The 16,352-nt window shown below is 63.2% G+C and carries 13 protein-coding genes; 1 reads left to right on the forward strand and 12 read right to left on the reverse strand.

Features of this window, described 5'->3' with window-relative positions; translation table 11 throughout:
• Positions 1–25: 25 nt before the first annotated feature.
• The 12 genes from miaB to ACP148_RS16490 all read right to left on the reverse strand — a co-directional run bounded on the left by miaB (position 26) and on the right by ACP148_RS16490 (position 14,716).
• On the reverse strand, positions 26–1,411 hold the full coding sequence (gene miaB, locus ACP148_RS16435; RefSeq protein WP_421951913.1) for a tRNA (N6-isopentenyl adenosine(37)-C2)-methylthiotransferase MiaB: 1,386 nt from the start codon (positions 1,409–1,411) through the stop codon (positions 26–28).
• 9 nt (positions 1,412–1,420) lie between these two features.
• Positions 1,421–2,212, reverse strand: coding sequence for a lysophospholipid acyltransferase family protein (locus ACP148_RS16440; protein ID WP_425033579.1), 792 nt, complete (start codon positions 2,210–2,212; stop codon positions 1,421–1,423).
• A 175-nt stretch (positions 2,213–2,387) separates the two neighbouring features.
• Positions 2,388–2,825 carry a Fur family transcriptional regulator gene (locus tag ACP148_RS16445; protein WP_421951915.1) on the reverse strand — a complete coding sequence of 146 codons (438 nt, stop codon included), beginning with the start codon at positions 2,823–2,825 and terminating at the stop codon, positions 2,388–2,390.
• 33 nt (positions 2,826–2,858) lie between these two features.
• Positions 2,859–3,338 (reverse strand): ribosomal protein S18-alanine N-acetyltransferase, encoded by a 480-nt coding sequence (gene rimI / locus ACP148_RS16450; RefSeq protein ID WP_421951916.1) that lies wholly within the window; start codon positions 3,336–3,338, stop codon positions 2,859–2,861.
• Positions 3,335–3,931: a tRNA (adenosine(37)-N6)-threonylcarbamoyltransferase complex dimerization subunit type 1 TsaB gene (tsaB, locus tag ACP148_RS16455; protein ID WP_421951917.1), complete on the reverse strand. Its 597-nt coding sequence runs from the start codon at positions 3,929–3,931 to the stop codon at positions 3,335–3,337. Before tsaB ends, rimI begins: the two co-directional genes overlap by 4 nt.
• Positions 3,932–4,099: 168 nt before the next feature.
• A complete protein-coding gene (locus ACP148_RS16460) occupies positions 4,100–4,666 on the reverse strand; it encodes a NifU family protein (protein WP_421951918.1) in 567 nt (188 codons plus the stop codon).
• A gap of 175 nt (positions 4,667–4,841) precedes the next feature.
• Positions 4,842–5,336, reverse strand: coding sequence for a universal stress protein (locus ACP148_RS16465; protein ID WP_421951919.1), 495 nt, complete (start codon positions 5,334–5,336; stop codon positions 4,842–4,844).
• A gap of 86 nt (positions 5,337–5,422) precedes the next feature.
• Positions 5,423–6,457 carry a tryptophan--tRNA ligase gene (gene trpS, locus ACP148_RS16470; RefSeq protein ID WP_421951920.1) on the reverse strand — a complete coding sequence of 345 codons (1,035 nt, stop codon included), beginning with the start codon at positions 6,455–6,457 and terminating at the stop codon, positions 5,423–5,425.
• A gap of 70 nt (positions 6,458–6,527) precedes the next feature.
• On the reverse strand, positions 6,528–8,090 hold the full coding sequence (gene murJ / locus ACP148_RS16475) for a murein biosynthesis integral membrane protein MurJ (protein WP_421951921.1): 1,563 nt from the start codon (positions 8,088–8,090) through the stop codon (positions 6,528–6,530).
• Between the two features lie 229 nt (positions 8,091–8,319).
• Positions 8,320–11,130: a [protein-PII] uridylyltransferase gene (locus ACP148_RS16480; protein ID WP_421951922.1), complete on the reverse strand. Its 2,811-nt coding sequence runs from the start codon at positions 11,128–11,130 to the stop codon at positions 8,320–8,322.
• Positions 11,090–13,795 carry a DNA mismatch repair protein MutS gene (mutS, locus tag ACP148_RS16485; RefSeq protein ID WP_421951923.1) on the reverse strand — a complete coding sequence of 902 codons (2,706 nt, stop codon included), beginning with the start codon at positions 13,793–13,795 and terminating at the stop codon, positions 11,090–11,092. Before mutS ends, ACP148_RS16480 begins: the two co-directional genes overlap by 41 nt.
• A gap of 81 nt (positions 13,796–13,876) precedes the next feature.
• Positions 13,877–14,716 (reverse strand): GNAT family N-acetyltransferase, encoded by an 840-nt coding sequence (locus ACP148_RS16490; protein WP_421951924.1) that lies wholly within the window; start codon positions 14,714–14,716, stop codon positions 13,877–13,879.
• A 530-nt stretch (positions 14,717–15,246) separates the two neighbouring features.
• Between ACP148_RS16490 and ACP148_RS16495 the strand changes: the two genes are divergently transcribed.
• On the forward strand, positions 15,247–16,275 hold the full coding sequence (locus ACP148_RS16495) for a LacI family DNA-binding transcriptional regulator (protein WP_421951925.1): 1,029 nt from the start codon (positions 15,247–15,249) through the stop codon (positions 16,273–16,275).
• Positions 16,276–16,352 lie beyond the last annotated feature (77 nt).

The following is a 16,352-nucleotide window of genomic DNA, read 5'->3' on the forward strand; positions in this document are numbered from 1 at the left end:
CGACTGTTAACAAGTGGTAAAGCTATCAGACAGCGATTCGATCCGCTGTGACAATCGTGCCTTCGAGCGAATTTTTTGCCTGGGCGATGATTTCGACCGGCAAAATCTGGCCGATCAGGCTCTTGTCGGCGCTGATATGGACGGCCTGCAGATAGGGCGAGCGGCCGGCGACCTGGCCGGGATTGCGGCCGGGCTTTTCGATCAGAACCGGCAGGGTCATGCCTACACAGCCGGCATTGAACTTTTGCGACTGGCGGGTGATCTCGGCCTGCAGCACTTCGAGGCGTTCGGCCTTTACGTGTTCTTCGATCTGATTGTCCATTTGCGCGCCCGGCGTTCCGGGGCGGGTGGAATATTTGAACGAAAAGGCCGAGGCGTAGCCGATCTTTGTGACCATATCGACGGTGGCGGCGAAATCGGCGTCGGTCTCTCCGGGAAAGCCGACGATGAAATCGCCCGACAGCGCCATATCGGGGCGGGCGGCCCGGATACGGTCGATGATCTCGTAATACTCGGCAGCGGTGTGGCGGCGGTTCATGGATTTGAGAATCGAATCCGAGCCGGACTGCACCGGAAGGTGCAGATAAGGCATCAACTGGGGCAGATCGCGATGGGCGGCGATCAATTCGTCATCCATGTCGCGCGGATGGGAGGTTGTGTAGCGGATGCGGGCGATGCCTTCGATCTCGGCCAGCATGTGGCAAAGCGCGCCCAGGCTGACCGGGCGGCCATTCTCATCGAGCCCGTGATAGGCGTTGACGTTCTGGCCCAGGAGGGTGATTTCGCGCACCCCCGCATCGGCCAGACCGCGCGCCTCGGCGAGAACCTGGGCCACGGGACGGGACACCTCGGCGCCGCGCGTATAGGGAACCACGCAGAACGAGCAGAATTTATCGCACCCTTCCTGAACGGTCAGGAAGGCCGTGAGCCCACGCGAGATGGTGACTTCCTTTTTTGCCGCCGGAAGGTGGGCGAATTTGTCTTCTTCAGGGAAATCGGTGTCGATGACCCGGCCGGTCTGGGCCTTGGAGAGCAATTCAGGCAGGCGGTGATAGGATTGCGGGCCAAAGACCAGATCGACCGCCGGAGCGCGGGCCATGATCTCCTCGCCCTCGGCCTGGGCGACGCAGCCGGCCACCCCGATCAGCATTTTCTTGGCGCCGGGTTCACGCTCATTGCGGAAGTCGCGAATGCGGCCAAGCTCGGAATAGACCTTTTCGGCGGCCTTTTCGCGGATGTGGCAGGTGTTCAAAAGCACCAGATCGGCCTCGCCCATCTCCGTTGTCGGCGTATAGCCGTGCGGGGCCAGCGCGTCGGTCATCCGGTCGCTGTCATAGACATTCATCTGGCAGCCATAGGTCTTGATGAAGACCTTCCTGGCATTGGGGAGATTTGGCTGATCGTCGCTCATGGGCGCGGTTTACACCACTTCCCCGTCGTTTGGCAAAGGGTCAGCGCGATTGAGGGCGTTGAGCATGGCGCGGACTTCGGTTTCGGCCCGTTTGGCGCTGTGTTTGCGGTCTTTGGTCGCACCAAGGGGCGCGCCGCAGGCGAGAACCACATCCTTGGGGCCGGATCTGAGGATGGCGCCGAGATTGTCGCCGATCCCCATATCGCCGATCCAGGCGATCTGGCGGCGCTCGGACCGCGACAGAGGCAGGCCCGAGATTTTGGTATAGGCGATGGCGAGGGGCTGGATTGTGACCTCGTTCGTCAGGGCAGTGGCGGCAGCGCCGATCAGCGCGGTGCGGAAGGGCAGAACGTGGGTGCCGATGCCCGAGGTGCCTTCGGCGAAAAGCAGTACCGGTACTCCTTGGGCGATGCGGGCGCTCATTTCGCCGGCCGTGCGGCGCGTATCGGTGCGCCGGGTCCGGTCGACGAATATGGTCCTGTGAACGCGGGCGAAAATGCCGATCAGCGGCCAGCAGGCGACTTCCGATTTGGCGACGAAGCTTACGGGAAACTTGCTGGCGACGGCGACGATATCGAGCCAGCCGATATGGTTTGCGACAATGAGCACCGGACCTTTTGCCAAAGGTTTGCCGGCCAGCGACACGCGAAGGCCGAGGCCGAAGGCAAGCAGCCTGAAAAAGATGGCGGGGAGGAATTGCCAGACCGGCAGCCTTAGCTTCACGATAGCAAGCTGGATTGGCAGCCCGACCAGCGTGAAAGGCAGGACGACGAGCGCCAGGAAGGCGAGGCGTAGTGTCATGGTCGCGACCGGATCATCCGAGGCTTTGGCAGAACTCGCCACAAGCCCCACTCGCTTCCCCGGCGAAAGCCGGGGTCTATGGGCATCTGCCTCAAGCGACAGTGTCCGGGAAAGGCTGCTGGGCCCCGGCTTTCGCCGGGGAAGCGGCCGCGGGGATTAAGGGGCACCAGAATGCCTAGCTGTCCTTGTCTTTCAAGGGAATGGCATAGAGTTCGAGGCGATGATCGACGAGCTTGTAGCCGAGCTTTTTGGCGATCACTTCCTGGATGGCCTCGATCTCTTCGTTGCGGAATTCGATGACCTTGCCCGAGCGGATATCGATGAGGTGGTCGTGGTGTTCGTCGGGGATCTGCTCGAACCGGGCGCGGCCGTCCTTGAAATCGTGCTTGGTGACCAGCCCGGCTTCTTCAAAAAGGTTGACGGTACGATAGACTGTGGAGAGCGAGATGCGCGGATCGATGGCCGAGGCGCGGCGGTAGAGCTCTTCGACGTCGGGATGGTCGGTGGCCGCCTCGAGCACGCGGGCGATCACCCGACGCTGGTCGGTCATGCGCATGTTGCGCGCCACGCATTGCTCTTCAAGCGTCGCTTCGGTGAAAGGCTGGGTCCCCATGGTCACCTCGCGCAATTTCAGGTCCGGTTCGGGTTAGCCGATCGGGGCACGCATGACAAGGGCGGTCGCCGCGCTGCCGTCGGGGCGGGGATAATAGCCCTTTCTGGTGCCAATATCGGCAAAGCCGAAACGGCGGTAAAGCGCGATGGCAGCCGCGTTGGTTTCATCGACCTCGAGAAACAGGGTTTTGACCGGGCTCATGGTCAAATCGGCGATGGCCGCGCCGAGCAGCGCGCGGCCCAGCCCGCGGCCGCGCTTTTTGGGGTCGACGGCAATGGTGAGCAACTCGGCCTCATCGCCGGCGATGCGCAGCATGGCAAAGCCGGAAATATTGCGTTTGGCGTCGGTTGCGACAAAAGCGGGGGTGGTTTTGGGATCGGCGAGATAGGCTTCGAAATCGGAGACCGGCCAGCCGCGGTAAAAGCCCTGGGCGTGCAGCCCGGCGAGCGCCGGGGCATCGCAGGTTTCGCCGCGCGCGATGTGCAGCCCGTTGGGCGCCGTCCAGAAGTTCATTTGCGCGCCACCCCGAACCCGAGCTGGGGCTTGGCATCGGCGGCGCGGATATAGGTGGGATCGGGCGGAAACTCCTTGGGACGTGCCCGTGAAGCAAAGGCCGCCATAAGGGCGATGTCGATCATGGGATCGTCGGGCGTGGTGCGCGAAGCAATCTGGAGGATCTGCTTGAGATCGACGAGGTCGGCCTTGTTGCGGGGCTTTCCGGGGGCCGAAAAGCTCTGGCGGTAGGCTTCGCCGCGCTTAGCATCGACGATCAACTCGCTTGGCCCCTGGCGCGAGAGCGAAAGCGCGAGAAGCGAGGGAATACCGATGACCGGAATATCGAGCGCCAGGCCAAGCCCGCGTGCCGTCGAAAGGCCGATGCGCAGGCCGGTGAACGATCCGGGGCCGGTGGTGACGGCGATGCGATTGAGCGATTGATAGGTCAGCCCGCAACGATCGAGCAGCGTGCCCATGGCGCCGAAGATGATTTCGGCATGGCCCTTGGCGATATCGACAATTTCGGTTTCGATGGCGCCGTTCGAAAGAACCAGCGCCAGTTGCAGGCGCTCGCGGGCGGTGTCGATGGCAAGGGTTACGGGCGTGCTCATAGCGATTTCGATAGGCCGAAACGAAAAACCCCGCAAGCTGTTTGGGCTTGCGGGGCTTTTGTGTTGGCTGGGTTGCAGCCCTGTAAGGCGTGAGGCCTAACTGCTCAGCAACTTTAGTGGTCGTGCGGGTCAAACCGAAAAAGTCTGCAACTTTTTCTGTCCGCACTCCTAAATCTGCTGGACCTGTTCGACGCCGGGAACGAAGTGGCGGAGCAGGTTTTCGATGCCTGATTTCAGCGTTGCGGTCGATGACGGGCAGCCCGAGCAGGCGCCCTGCATGTGCAGGAAGACAGTGCCTTCCTTATAGCCCTTGAAGGTGATGTCGCCCCCGTCCATTGCGACGGCCGGGCGGACGCGGGTGGCGAGGAGTTCCTTGATGACTTCGACGGTTTCGGTGTCTTCATCGTCAAAAAATTCATCGCCCGTATCGGCGGGCTCGGAGGCCGCGCCTTCGGCGAGGATGGGCCTGCCGCTCATGAAATGTTCCATGACGGCGCCGAGGATGGCAGGCTTTATGTGAGCCCAATCAACCGGTTCGCTCTTGGTGACCGATACGAAATCGGAGCCCAGGAACACGCCCGAAACGCCATCGACGGAAAACAGCGCCGAGGCGAGCGGGGAACTCCGCGCCATATCGGCGTCGCGGAAATCGCGCGGCTCGCCAGGCAGGACGTCGCGGCCGGGGAGGAATTTGAGCGTTGCCGGATTGGGGGTCACTTCGGTCTGGATGAACATTTTCCGCCTCTCAGGGCTCTTTAGAATTATTCCAAGTTGGCTTGGAAGATAATCCTTTTGCGGACAAATGCAAGGGGAAGGCTCTTTGTCTGGCTCAGAGCGTACTGGACCCCTGCTCCAGGCCGGGGTGACAGGGGATGAGATCGGCAAGGTCGGGCTGGGCCCACTGACTCATTCAGCACAATGCCGCCAGATCGGCGTCCGAAATCGTGCCGGGAACCACGGTCACGGGCACGCGGAAGGCGTTGGCGCCGCGTGCGGCAATGGAGGCGACCAGCGGGCCGGGACCTTCCGAAGAATCGGCGGCGGCAAGCACGAGAATGGCGACGGCGGGGTCTTCGGCGATATGGGCCTCGATGACGTCGGTCTTCTTGCCCTCGCGAATCACACGCTCGACCTTGATCGAACCGAAGGCGGCGATGTTGGCGGCGTGGCGGGCCTGCAGCGCTTCGATATTTTCATAGGCCTCGGCGCGCATCACCTCCTCGACGCCCAGCCAGTGCTGGAAATTGTCGGGCTCGATGATCGAGAGCAGAACCACGGTGCCGCCGGTGCGACGGACGCGCAGGGCGGCAAAGGTAACCGCCTTGGCGCATTCGGGGCTTTCGTCCACGACGACCAGAAACTTGCGTTTGTATTCGTCGTCGGAGCGTTCCTGGGTATCGGGCAAGCGCTTTCGTCCAGAGCTGATTTTGTGGAGGGCGATGCTGCCACAGCGCGCGACGGGCGCGCAAGTGGCAGCATGCATACGACTGGCTAACGAATAAAGCCAACGATGTCGCGGACTTCGAGCATGGTTCTGGCGGCGATCTCGCGGGCCCGGTCGGCGCCATTGCGCAGGATGGTTTCGATCTGGGCAGGGTCGGCGACCAGCCGGCGCATTTCATCGGCCTGGGTGGCGAGGACCGAAACGGCGAGATCGGCAAGCGCAGGCTTGAAGGCGCCGAAGCCCTGCCCGCCATATTCGGCCAGGACCTCGGCCACCGATCTGTCCGACAGCGCGGCGTAGATGCCGACCAGATTGGCGGCTTCGGGGCGGTGTTCGAGACCCTTTTCCTCACTGGGCAACGCGTCGGCGTCGGACTTGGCCTTCTTGATCTTTTTGGTGATCGTTTCAGCGTCGTCCATCAGATAGATGGTGGCCATGTCCGAAGAGGATTCGGATTTGCTCATCTTCTTTGTGCCGTCGCGCAGGCTCATCACCCGTGTGGCCGGGCCGGTGATGACCGGCTCGGGCTGGGGGAAGAACTCTTCTTCGAACCCGTTGGCGGCGATCGAGGGCGCAAAATCGTGATTGAACTTGGCGGCGATGTCGCGGGACAATTCCAGGTGCTGTTTCTGGTCGTCGCCGACCGGAACGTGTGTGCCCTTGTAAAGCAGGATGTCTGCCGCCATCAGCGAGGGATAGGCGAACAGGCCCAGCGAGACATTTTCGGAATTTTTGCCCGCCTTGTCCTTGAACTGGGTCATGCGGCTCATCCAGCCCATGCGCGCCACGCAATTGAAGATCCAGGCCAGTTCGGCGTGTTCGGCGACCTGGGACTGGTTGAAGATGATGTGGGCGGACGGGTCGACGCCGGCAGCGATATAGGCCGCGGCGATTTCATAGGTCCAGCGCTTGAGATCGGCGGGGTCCTGCCAGACGGTGATCGCATGCATATCGACGACGCAATAAATGCACTCGAAATCGTTCTGCAGCGGCACGAAACGGCGGATGGCGCCGAGATAATTGCCAAGATGCAGATCGCCCGAGGGCTTGATGCCGGAAAAGACGCGATCGGTGAAAGGCATTGGACTTACGGTCCCTTGGATGTCTGGACGAAAGAAATGCCCGCAAGCGGGCCGCAAAGGGTTTAAAGCGTCAGCGCCGCCGCCGCAAGCGCGCGAGGACAGCGCCGAGCGGCTGGACGCCGCTGATATGCAGCAGCGTGAAATATAGAACGGCGCCCAGGGCGCAGATCATGAGCAGGGCCAGGGTCTGGAGGGGGAAGAAAAAGCCCGGCGCGAATGCCGGTGCGGCGAAGAGGGAAAGAGCCCACAGGGCCAGCCCCATGGCAATCGCAACGCCAAGCGTCCCGGACAGGGCCATGCCCTCGCGGCCCTCAAGCCGGAAATGGCCGCGCCGGGCCAGAAACAGGACAAGCAGCCCGACATTGACCCAGGCCGACGTCGCGGTGGCGAGCGCGATACCGATGTGTTCGAGATGGGGGAACAGGGTCAGCGACACGGCAATGTTGACGATAAGCGAAACCCCGGCAATCAGGGTGGGCGTCTTGGTGTCCTTGCGCGAAAAGAACCCCGGCTGGAGGACCCGTACCAGCACGAAGGCCGGCAGGCCGAGTGAAAAGCCCATAAGAGTATGGGAGACAGCCACCGTCGCTGCCGCATCGAAAGCGCCGCGCTCGAACAGAACCCGCACGATCGGTTCGGCCAGGACAAAGAGCGCCACGGCGGCGGGCAGGGTGAGGACCATGGAAAGCTGGAGGGCCTGGCTCTGGGAAGCCCGCGCCTCGACCTCCCGGCCCGAGGACAGGTGGCGCGAGAGTTCGGGCAGGAGCACGGTGCCGATGGCGATGCCGATGATGCCGAGCGGCAGCTGATAGAGCCTGTCGGCATTGGCAATGATGGCGATGGCGGCATCGGCCTGGGAGGCGATGACAGTGCCCACGAACACATTGATCTGGATGATGCCGCCCGCCGCGATGGCCGGAAGGGCCAAAAGCCAGAAGCGGCGGACCTCGTCGGTATAGCGCGGCATGCCGATGGCCGGAAGGAACCCGGCGCGGCGGATGGTGAAAAATACCAGGGCCAATTGCGCGATGCCGCCAGCCATGGCGGCGACGCCGAGCCAGAAGGCGACATCGGCGGGGTTTTCCAGCGTCCATATGGCGAGCGGCACGAGGACGGCGATGTTGACGAGATTGAGCAGAACCGGGGCGAAGGCGGCGGCAAAGAACTTGCCCAGCGAATTGAGGATCGCGCCATAGGCCGCCATGAGCGACATGCAGGCGAGATAGGGGAACATGATGCGCGAGAGAAAGACGGTCAGCGCGAATTTTTCCGGATCGCCCACGAAACCGGGGACGAAGACCGTCATGATCGGTTCCATGAAGATTTCGGCGAGGATGGTGACGATCAAAATGGCGGCGACCAGCCAGCTCATGATGCGCCCGGCCAGTTTTTTGGCCGCGTCGGCCCCGTCTGTTTCCAGCGCGCCGGAAAACATGGGCACGAAGGCGGTGTTGAACGCCCCTTCGGCAAACAGGCGCCGGAACAGATTGGGCAGGCGGAAAGCGGCCTGGAAGGCATCGGCGGCCGGACCAATGCCGAGCACGGCGGCGATCAGCGCGTCGCGGACAAAGCCGAAAATGCGCGAGAGGAGGGTGAGGCCGCCGACGCTCATTGTGTTGCGGAAGAGGCTCATGGGTGGAGGGCCGGCAATTCGATGGGGCGTGCGGGCACGATCCCAATTTGTGCTGAGTTTACTGGATCCCGGCTCAAGGCCGGGATGACAGCGGAGGTAACAGGGGAAAATTCTCCAAATTCCCGACCGTCATCCCGGGCGGAGACCCGGGATCCAGTAAACTCCATAGTGGCAAAGGGGGCGGACCGGTGACATAGAACTGAAGCGCCAACCGCCCAAAACACAGTGCTCACGCTGAGGCCTTTTCGCGGCGGGCGGGGGCGAAGACGGCTTCGAGGGCTTCGTGGATGCGCTTTTGGCGGACTTTCGAGGTGATCTTTCCGCCGGTCAGGTCGGTGACGTAGAAAACGTCGACAGCCTTTTCGCCATAGGTTCCGATATGGGCCGAGCCGATGGTGAGGTTGAGATCGGAGAGCGCGCGGGTCAGATGATAGAGCAGGCCGGTGCGGTCGAGCCCGGAAATCTCGATGACTGTGAACTTGTCCGAGAGCGCGTTGGAGATGAAAATCTCGGTGGGAACCGAAAAGGGCTTCAAACGCCGGTTGTAGCGCGAATCGACCCCGAGATCAGCGGGGAGATATTTGCGGCCCTCGAGCAGGGCCCTGACCATGTCGGTGATGCGCGAGGCCCTGATCTTTTCGTCTTCGTCGGAGGTAAAGGCGCGGCGCAGGCGGAAGGTATCGAGCGCGTAGCCATCCTTTGTGTTGAAAATCTGGGCTCCGATGATCGAGGCATCGGCGGTGGTGCAGGCGCCGGCGATCAGCGAGAGCAGGCGCGGGTGATCGGGCGTATAAAAGGTGACCTCGGTGATGCCCTCGAAGGCCTTGATGGAGGTGGAACCGGCAAAGCTTGAATTTTTGGCTTCGGCCGCGTCGATCATGCGGGCATGGGCCAGTTGCAGTTCGGGTTCGGCGCGCAGCCAGTAATTTGGGAACTGGCGCTCGATATAGGCATCGAGCCTTGCGGGGGTCCAGTCGGTGAGCCCGGCGCGCAGGGCGTCCTGGGCCTCGATGATCCTGTCGTGCTGGGAAACCTGGGAATGGCCGCCCGAGAGCAGGGGCTCGGTGGCGTAATAAAGGGCGCGCAGCAGCGAGCCCTTCCACCCCGTCCAGGTGCCCGGACCCACGGCGCGAATATCGCAGGCGGTGAGGATCATCAAAAGCGCAAGACGCTGGGGGCTCTGCACGATCTGGGCGAAATTGCGCGCCGTATCGGGGTCCTGGATGTCGCGGGACTGGGAAATCTCGCTCATGAGCAAATGATAGCGCACCAGCCAGGCGACGGTATCGGTTTCGGCAGCCGAAAGGCCCAGACGCGGGCAGAATTTGCGGGCGATGGCCTCGCCGGCTTCGGAATGATCCTCGGGGCGGCCCTTGGCGATGTCGTGCAGGAACAGCGCCACATAGAGCAGGCGCACATCGGAGAGATGGGGCAACAGTTCGTGGGTCAAAGGCAGTTCGTTTTTCAGCCCGCCATTGGCGATATCGGCCATGACGCCGACGGCGCGGATCAAATGCTCGTCCACCGTATAGTGGTGATACATGTTGAACTGCATCAGCGCGACGATCTTGCCGAATTCGGGGACCAGCTTGCCCAGAACGCCGGATTCGTTCATGCGGCGCAGGATGCGCTCGACCGATTTGGGGCTGGTGAGGATTTCGAGGAAATAGGCGTTTACGCGCTCGTCGGCCCGCAATTTCTTGTCGATCAGGCGCATCGAACGGGTCAAAAGCTTGAGCGCATCAGGGTGGAACATCACCCCCTCGCGGCCGGCCACCCAGAAAATCTTGATGATATTGACCGGGTCTTTTTCGAACACGTTGTCGTCGGCCACCGTGATGCGGCCATGTTCGAGGACGAAATCGGGTTCTCCCCGGATCTGGCGGCGCGCCTTACGGAAATTGCCGAACACGCGCCCGAAGGCATCGACCTTTTTGGCGTGGGCGAATTCGAGCGAGGTGCAGAAAATGCGGGTCAGATCGCCCACATCCTTGGCGACGAGGAAATAGCGCTTCATGAAACGCTCGACGCCCAGCATGCCGGCGCGGTCGTGATAGCCCATGCGCTCGGCCATTTCCTGCTGGATCTCGAAGGTCAGCCGATCATCGGCGCGCCCGACGAGGAAATGCAGATTGCAGCGCACGGCCCACAGGAAATCCTCGGCGCGCTGGAGCGTGCGGTATTCGGTTTTCGAGAACACGCCCTTGTCGATCAGTTCGGGATAGGTCTGGACGCGGTAGAAATATTTGCCGATCCAATAGAGCGTATTGAGGTCACGCAGCCCGCCCTTGCCGTCCTTGACGTTGGGCTCGACGACATAGCGGGTGTTGCCCTGAGCGTCGTGGCGGGAGTCGCGCTCGGCCATTTTGGCGGCGATGAATTCGGGGCCGGTCTTTTCGACGATCTCGGTTTCGAAGCGCTCGCGCATCTGGGTAAAGAGCGTATCGTCGCCGACCAGGAAGCGGCTCTCGAGCGTTGCCGTGCGCACCGTCATATCGGACCGGGCCATGCGGATGGAATCATCAACCGAGCGCACGGCGTGGCCGACCTTCTGGCCCAGGTCCCAGAGCATATAGAGGACGTATTCGGTAACGCTCTCGCCCCAGGGGGTCTGCTTGTAGGGCAGGATGAAGAGCAGATCGATATCGGAACCGGGAGCCAGCGTGCCACGGCCATAGCCGCCGACCGCCGCTATGGCGAGGGATTCGGCGCCCGAGGGGTTTTCGCGAGGATAGACGTAGCGGATGGCCCAAAGATAGGCGGCGCGGATCAACTCGTCCTGGGCACCGGCGAGCATCTGGGCGCAGCGGGTGCCGCGGCGATTGGCGACGAGTTCGGCCTCGGCGGCGATGCGGGCATCCTTTAGTCCCTGGCGCAGGGCCTTGAGCACGGCGGCGCGGGCGGTCTGGCTGTCAGGCGCCGCATCGCCGATCTCAAAGCGCACGGCATCGATCAGCGCCTCGGCGCCGACCAATCCAGTTTTCCTGCGCGCAATCGGTTCAATGGTCGCCGTCGGCATGGGCAGCCTTTTTGAGTTCATAGATCCATTCGAGCGCGGCCCGGGGGGAGAGATCGTCGGGGCGCACGGTCTCGATCATATCGCGGACCGGGTTAGCACGAGGTTGAGGCGTGGTTTTGTCCGCCGGCGCTGGCATATGGGCAAAAAGCGGGAGATCGGCAAGGGCCGATCCGGGATTGGACTGGCCGCGCGCCTCGAGCAGGTCGAGCACCTGACGGGCACGGGTGATGACCGGGGCGGGAAGGCCCGCCAGCTTTGCCACCTGGATGCCGTAGGAGCGATCGGCCGCCCCTTGCGTCACTTCGTGGAGAAACACAACGTCGCCCTTGTATTCCTTGACGCTCATTGTGTGGTTGGATACGCGCGACAGGGTGGCCGAGAGCGCCGTCAATTCGTGATAATGGGTGGCGAAAATCGCCCGGCAGCCGGTGGTTTCGTGCAGGGTTTCAACGCACGCCCAGGCAATCGAGAGCCCGTCGAACGTGGCGGTGCCACGCCCGATCTCGTCGAGGATGACGAGGGACTGGCGGGTGGCACGGTTCAATATGGCGGCGGTTTCGACCATTTCGACCATGAAGGTCGAGCGGCCCTGGGCGATGTCGTCGGAGGCGCCGACGCGGGAGAAAACCCTGTCGACGACGCCGATATGGGCGGAGGTGGCCGGGACGTAGGAGCCCATTTGCGCGAGAATGGCGATGAGCGCGTTCTGGCGCAGGAAGGTCGACTTACCGCCCATATTGGGGCCGGTGACCAGCCAGAGCTGGCCGCCCTCGTCGGGTTCTGGGGCCGAAAGATCGGCGTCGTTGGCAACGAAGGTTTGCCCTTCGGCCTCAAGGGTCTTTTCGACCACCGGGTGGCGTCCGCCTTCGATCTCGAAGGCAAGCGAGGCATCGATCTGCGGCCGGCACCAATTGCGCTGGGCGGCAAGATTGGCGAGGGCTGCCATGACATCGAGTTCGGCCATGGCGTCTGCGGCGGCCATAAGGTCGCGGCTTTGGGCAAGCGCCGCCTCGCGCAAGCGGGCGAATATCGACAGCTCGATCTCGACGGCGATTTCCTGGGCGCGGGCGATCTTGCCTTCGAGCTCGGCCAGTTCGGTCGTTGTGAACCGCATGGCGTTGGCAAGCGTCTGGCGGTGGATGAAAACGCCGTCGTCAAGCAGGCGCGAGCCGTGGGAGGCGGGAACTTCGACGAAAAAGCCCAGCACGTTGTTGTGCTTGATCTTGAGCGCCCGGACGCCGGTTTTTTCGACCAGCGCGGCCTGAAGCTCGGCGACCACCTTGCGGCTTTCGGACCCCAGGCGCCGCTGGGTGTCGAGTTCGCCATCATAGCCCGAAGCGACGAACCCGCCATCGCGGGCGAAAAGCGGGGGTTCGTGGACAAGGGCTTTGGCAAATTCGTCGGCGAGGATTTCGGGGGCTTGGGCGAGGGTCCTGGCGATTGCGGCGAGTTCGTCGCCGGGGTCGGAGAGGCCGGCGAGCAAATGGCCCAGCGCACGGGCCTGGGTGATGCCCCGGCCGATAGCGCCCAGATCGCGCGGGCCGCCGCGTTCGAGCGTCAGGCGGGTGAGGGCCCGGGCGATATCGGGGGCGGCGCGCAGACCCTTGCGGATGGCGTCGGTCTCGATCGCGTTGGCGATCAATATATCGATGGCGTCGAGGCGGGCATTGATGCGGGCGGGATCGTTGAGCGGGGCGGCGAGGCGGGCGGCAAAAAGACGCGCGCCGGCGCCGGTGACCGTCATATCCACGCTTGCCCGCAAGGCGCCGCGCACATCGCCGCGCTGGGTAACGAGCAGTTCGAGGGACGAGCGGGTGGCCGCATCGATCTGCATGTGATCGGTGGGGGTTTCGATCCGCGGCTGACGCAGGGGAACGCCGGCCCCCTTCTGGGTTTCGGCGACATAGGCGATGAGCGCCCCGAGCGCGGCGCGAGCGGTGCGGGAAAAGGCCGTGGGATCGACGGCATTATCGAAGGTTTCGCGCAACAGCTGCGAGGCGGCTTCAGATTCAAAACTTTCGTGCGGGCGGCGGGTGGCGGCGGCCAGCCTGTCGGCCGAAAGGGCGCGCTGTTCGGCCAGTTGATCGGCGAGACGGTCCGACAGGATCAGCTCGGCGGGATCGATGCGGGCGATTTCGTCGGCCAGGGAGTGTTTGTCGAGATCGGCGACAAGCAGCTCGCCGGTTGAAATGTCGGACCAGGCCATGGCGTAACCCTCCCCGTCCGAGCCGAGCCGGGCGAGCGACAAAAGAAAATTGTTGCCCCGGGCGGGGAGCAAATCGTCCTCGGTCAGCGTGCCGGGGGTGACGAGCCGGACCACGTCGCGTTTGACGACCGATTTGCTGCCACGTTTTTTGGCTTCGGCGGGGTCTTCAACCTGTTCGCAGACAGCGACCTTGTGGCCGAGCGATATGAGCTTTTTGAGATAATCCTGGGCGGCGTGGACGGGCACGCCGCACATGGGGATGTCCTCGCCCAGATGCTTGCCGCGCTTTGTAAGAGTGATGCCGAGCGCGGCGGAGGCGATTTCGGCGTCGTCAAAGAACAGCTCGTAAAAATCGCCCATGCGGTAAAACAGCAGATAGCCCGGATTGACGCCCTTGATCTCGAAGAACTGGGCCATCATCGGCGTCATGCCCGTTGTGGGGGGCGCAGCATAATCGGCCTGTGGCTCGGTTTGCGTCATGAAGCGGTAAAAAATTCCGGGAAAACAGCTGTTAAACGGTGGCGCACGCTAAGCCAAAAATTTGGCGATTCCAACCGCAGATCACAGGTTGGGATGGGTTAGGCCGGTGACCCGCTCGACGCGTCTGCGATAGGCGGCGGGAGCGGTATTGAACCGGGCAAGAACGAAGACATCGGTGGTGCCGAACTTTTCGTCCACGAAGGCGTGGCTCCCGAACACCGCATTGACCCGAAGATAGCCGCGCACCAAAGGCGGCATGGCGCGCAGGGCGGCGTGGCGATCGGTCATTTCGGGGGGCAGCATGTCCATGGAGACAGCGTGCCCGGCACGGGCCGAAGCATGCCAGCCCGATGGCGCGCGGGCGTTACGAAAAAGATGGGAAAGGGCCTGGGCGTGATCGCGCGGATCGGTGCCGGGAAAGCTGGCGGCGCCGAAATAGGCGTCGATGCCGTTGCGGCAGGCATGGGCCCACAGCCCGCACCACAGCACCTCGATGGTGCGCATCGAGCGATAGGCGGGGGCAACGCAGGAGCGCCCGACCTCGCAAAAGCGTTGACCGGGATGGCGCGCAAAGAGCGGGGCGAGGGCAAATTCGCCATCGGCGTACCAGCCGAGCCCCGGGGCCGGGGCTGCCATGACGCGGTAGGTGCCGACGATGGGCGGGGCTCCGCCCAGGGCGCGGGCCGCGGTATCGATGACGATGATGTGGTCGCAATGGGGGTCGAACGCGTCGGCTTCGATGTGGCCGGCGTGGTCCATCCACGGTGCGTTCACGCCGCGCTCGCGATGGAACACTTCATAGCGCAGACGATAAGCGGCAAAACGCTCGGCATCGGTCCGGGCAAGGCGCACCTCGAACCGGCCCAAACGGGCGAGCGGGGCAGGGCGGGGCGTGTCCAATCTGCGTGCGGTATCGGTCATGGGCCTTCGGGGGAGCGGGAGCCGTTGTGGTCTTGTAGTCGAGTTGGGTGCCGGAGGGAATTGCGGTGCCGAATGAAGGTTTTTTTTGCGCGTCGTTATTGGGGAAGAAGCATCAGCGCTCAAGACCCCCTCACCGGCCTGCCGGCCACCCTCTCCCCGGAGGGGCGAGGGTTAAGTTTGCCGAAGTGCTGGAGGCAACGTCGGCGTTGGGGGAGCCGCAGCCTCACTCCCTCGCCCCTTTGGGGAGAGGGGTCTTAAGCGCTGATATTTTCCAGGAAAGGCCCCCTCACCCGTCGCTACGCGCCGACCTCTCCCCCAAGGGAGAGGTAAGAATGCCGCAAGCGACGGGATAGACCTCTCCCTTGGGGAGAGGTCGGATGGCGCAGCCAGACGGGTGAGGGGGCCTTTCCTTATGCCTGCCGGCACGGGAAACTCTCCCGCTTTCCCCCTTGACCACACTGCCCGAAATGGGCGATGACTTACGTACCTCAAAGGCAGGAAGACCGGGTTTGGAGAACAATGGGCGCGTGATGGTGCATGATCTGGCGCGGGCGGCAGGGGTGTCGCTGGCGACGGTGGACCGTGTGCTCAACGGCCGGCCGGGCGTGCGCAAGGGTACGATCGAAAAGGTCGAGGCCGCGATTGCCGAGATCGGGTTTCGGCGCGATTTGACCGCCTCGATGCTGGCGCGGGCCCGCGACATCGTTCTGAAAATTATCGTGCCGGAAGGCACCAACCAGTTTTTCGGCAAGCTGGCCGATGCGGTCGAGAGCGTGGGCGCCCAGATGCGGGCCGAGCGGTTGCGGCTCGAGCTTTTGCGGATCAAAGCCATGGATACGCGGGCGCTGGTCGAAACGCTCGATGCGATTGGTGCCGAGGATGCCGACTGCGCGGTGATCGTGGCCATCGACAAGCCCGAAATCCACGCGGCGGTAGCGCGGGCCGTGGGGCGGGGGATCAAGGTGATCACGCTGGTCTCGGACCTTCCCGGTTCGGCGCGGCACGATTTCGTGGGGATCGACAACCGGGCGGCGGGGCGCATCGCGGGGTCGCTGATGGGGCGGTTCGTGCCTCAGGGCGGCACGATCGGGCTGGTGGCCGGGTCGCTGGAGCTGATCGACCATGCCGAGCGGATCGCGGGATTTTCCGAAATCGTGGCGGCCGAGTTTCCCGGCCTTGAACTGGTGGGCCCTATCGAGGGACAGGACGAATTCACGGCGACCTACGAAAAGAGCCTGGCGCTGGTTGAGGCGTATCCCGGTCTGGCCGGGATCTACAATGCCGGCGCCGGCAATGCGGGGCTCTTGATGGCACTCAACGAGCGCGGCCTTGCGGGAAAAGTGCGAGTGATCGGGCACGAGCTGACCGGGCCGACGCGGGCCGGGCTGGAATCCGGAGCCATCGACGTGGTGCTGGATCAGAGCCCGGAAGACGAAATCCGGGCCGTATGCGCCACGGCGCGGCGGCTTGTGGTGGGGGCTGACGCGGCCCCACCGCAGACACAATTGGAAATCAGGGTTCTGATGCGGGACAACCTGCGCCAAAGCGCGGAGATTTAGGTGATGGCTGGCTGCAAACGGGATTTTGCTGCGCCCTGACCTAAATCTCCACACTCTGGATACTCAAACGGAGGAGA

Origin of the sequence: Pelagibacterium sp. (assembly GCF_965249125.1) — a bacterium.
Taxonomy (GTDB): Bacteria; Pseudomonadota; Alphaproteobacteria; order Rhizobiales; family Devosiaceae; genus Pelagibacterium.

Bases quoted from the DNA above. Each gene is read 5' to 3' on its own strand.
- tsaB (WP_421951917.1), bottom strand. From the start codon at position 3,931: ATGAGCACGCCCGTAACCCTTGCCATCGACACCGCCCGCGAGCGCCTG.
- ACP148_RS16445 (WP_421951915.1), bottom strand. From the start codon at position 2,825: ATGGGGACCCAGCCTTTCACCGAAGCGACGCTTGAAGAGCAATGCGTG.
- trpS (WP_421951920.1), bottom strand. From the start codon at position 6,457: ATGCCTTTCACCGATCGCGTCTTTTCCGGCATCAAGCCCTCGGGCGAT.
- murJ (WP_421951921.1), bottom strand. From the start codon at position 8,090: ATGAGCCTCTTCCGCAACACAATGAGCGTCGGCGGCCTCACCCTCCTC.
- ACP148_RS16460 (WP_421951918.1), bottom strand. From the start codon at position 4,666: ATGTTCATCCAGACCGAAGTGACCCCCAATCCGGCAACGCTCAAATTC.
- ACP148_RS16440 (WP_425033579.1), bottom strand. From the start codon at position 2,212: ATGACACTACGCCTCGCCTTCCTGGCGCTCGTCGTCCTGCCTTTCACG.
- ACP148_RS16490 (WP_421951924.1), bottom strand. From the start codon at position 14,716: ATGACCGATACCGCACGCAGATTGGACACGCCCCGCCCTGCCCCGCTC.
- mutS (WP_421951923.1), bottom strand. From the start codon at position 13,795: ATGACGCAAACCGAGCCACAGGCCGATTATGCTGCGCCCCCCACAACG.
- ACP148_RS16495 (WP_421951925.1), top strand. From the start codon at position 15,247: ATGGTGCATGATCTGGCGCGGGCGGCAGGGGTGTCGCTGGCGACGGTG.
- ACP148_RS16480 (WP_421951922.1), bottom strand. From the start codon at position 11,130: ATGAACTCAAAAAGGCTGCCCATGCCGACGGCGACCATTGAACCGATT.
- rimI (WP_421951916.1), bottom strand. From the start codon at position 3,338: ATGAACTTCTGGACGGCGCCCAACGGGCTGCACATCGCGCGCGGCGAA.
- miaB (WP_421951913.1), bottom strand. From the start codon at position 1,411: ATGAGCGACGATCAGCCAAATCTCCCCAATGCCAGGAAGGTCTTCATC.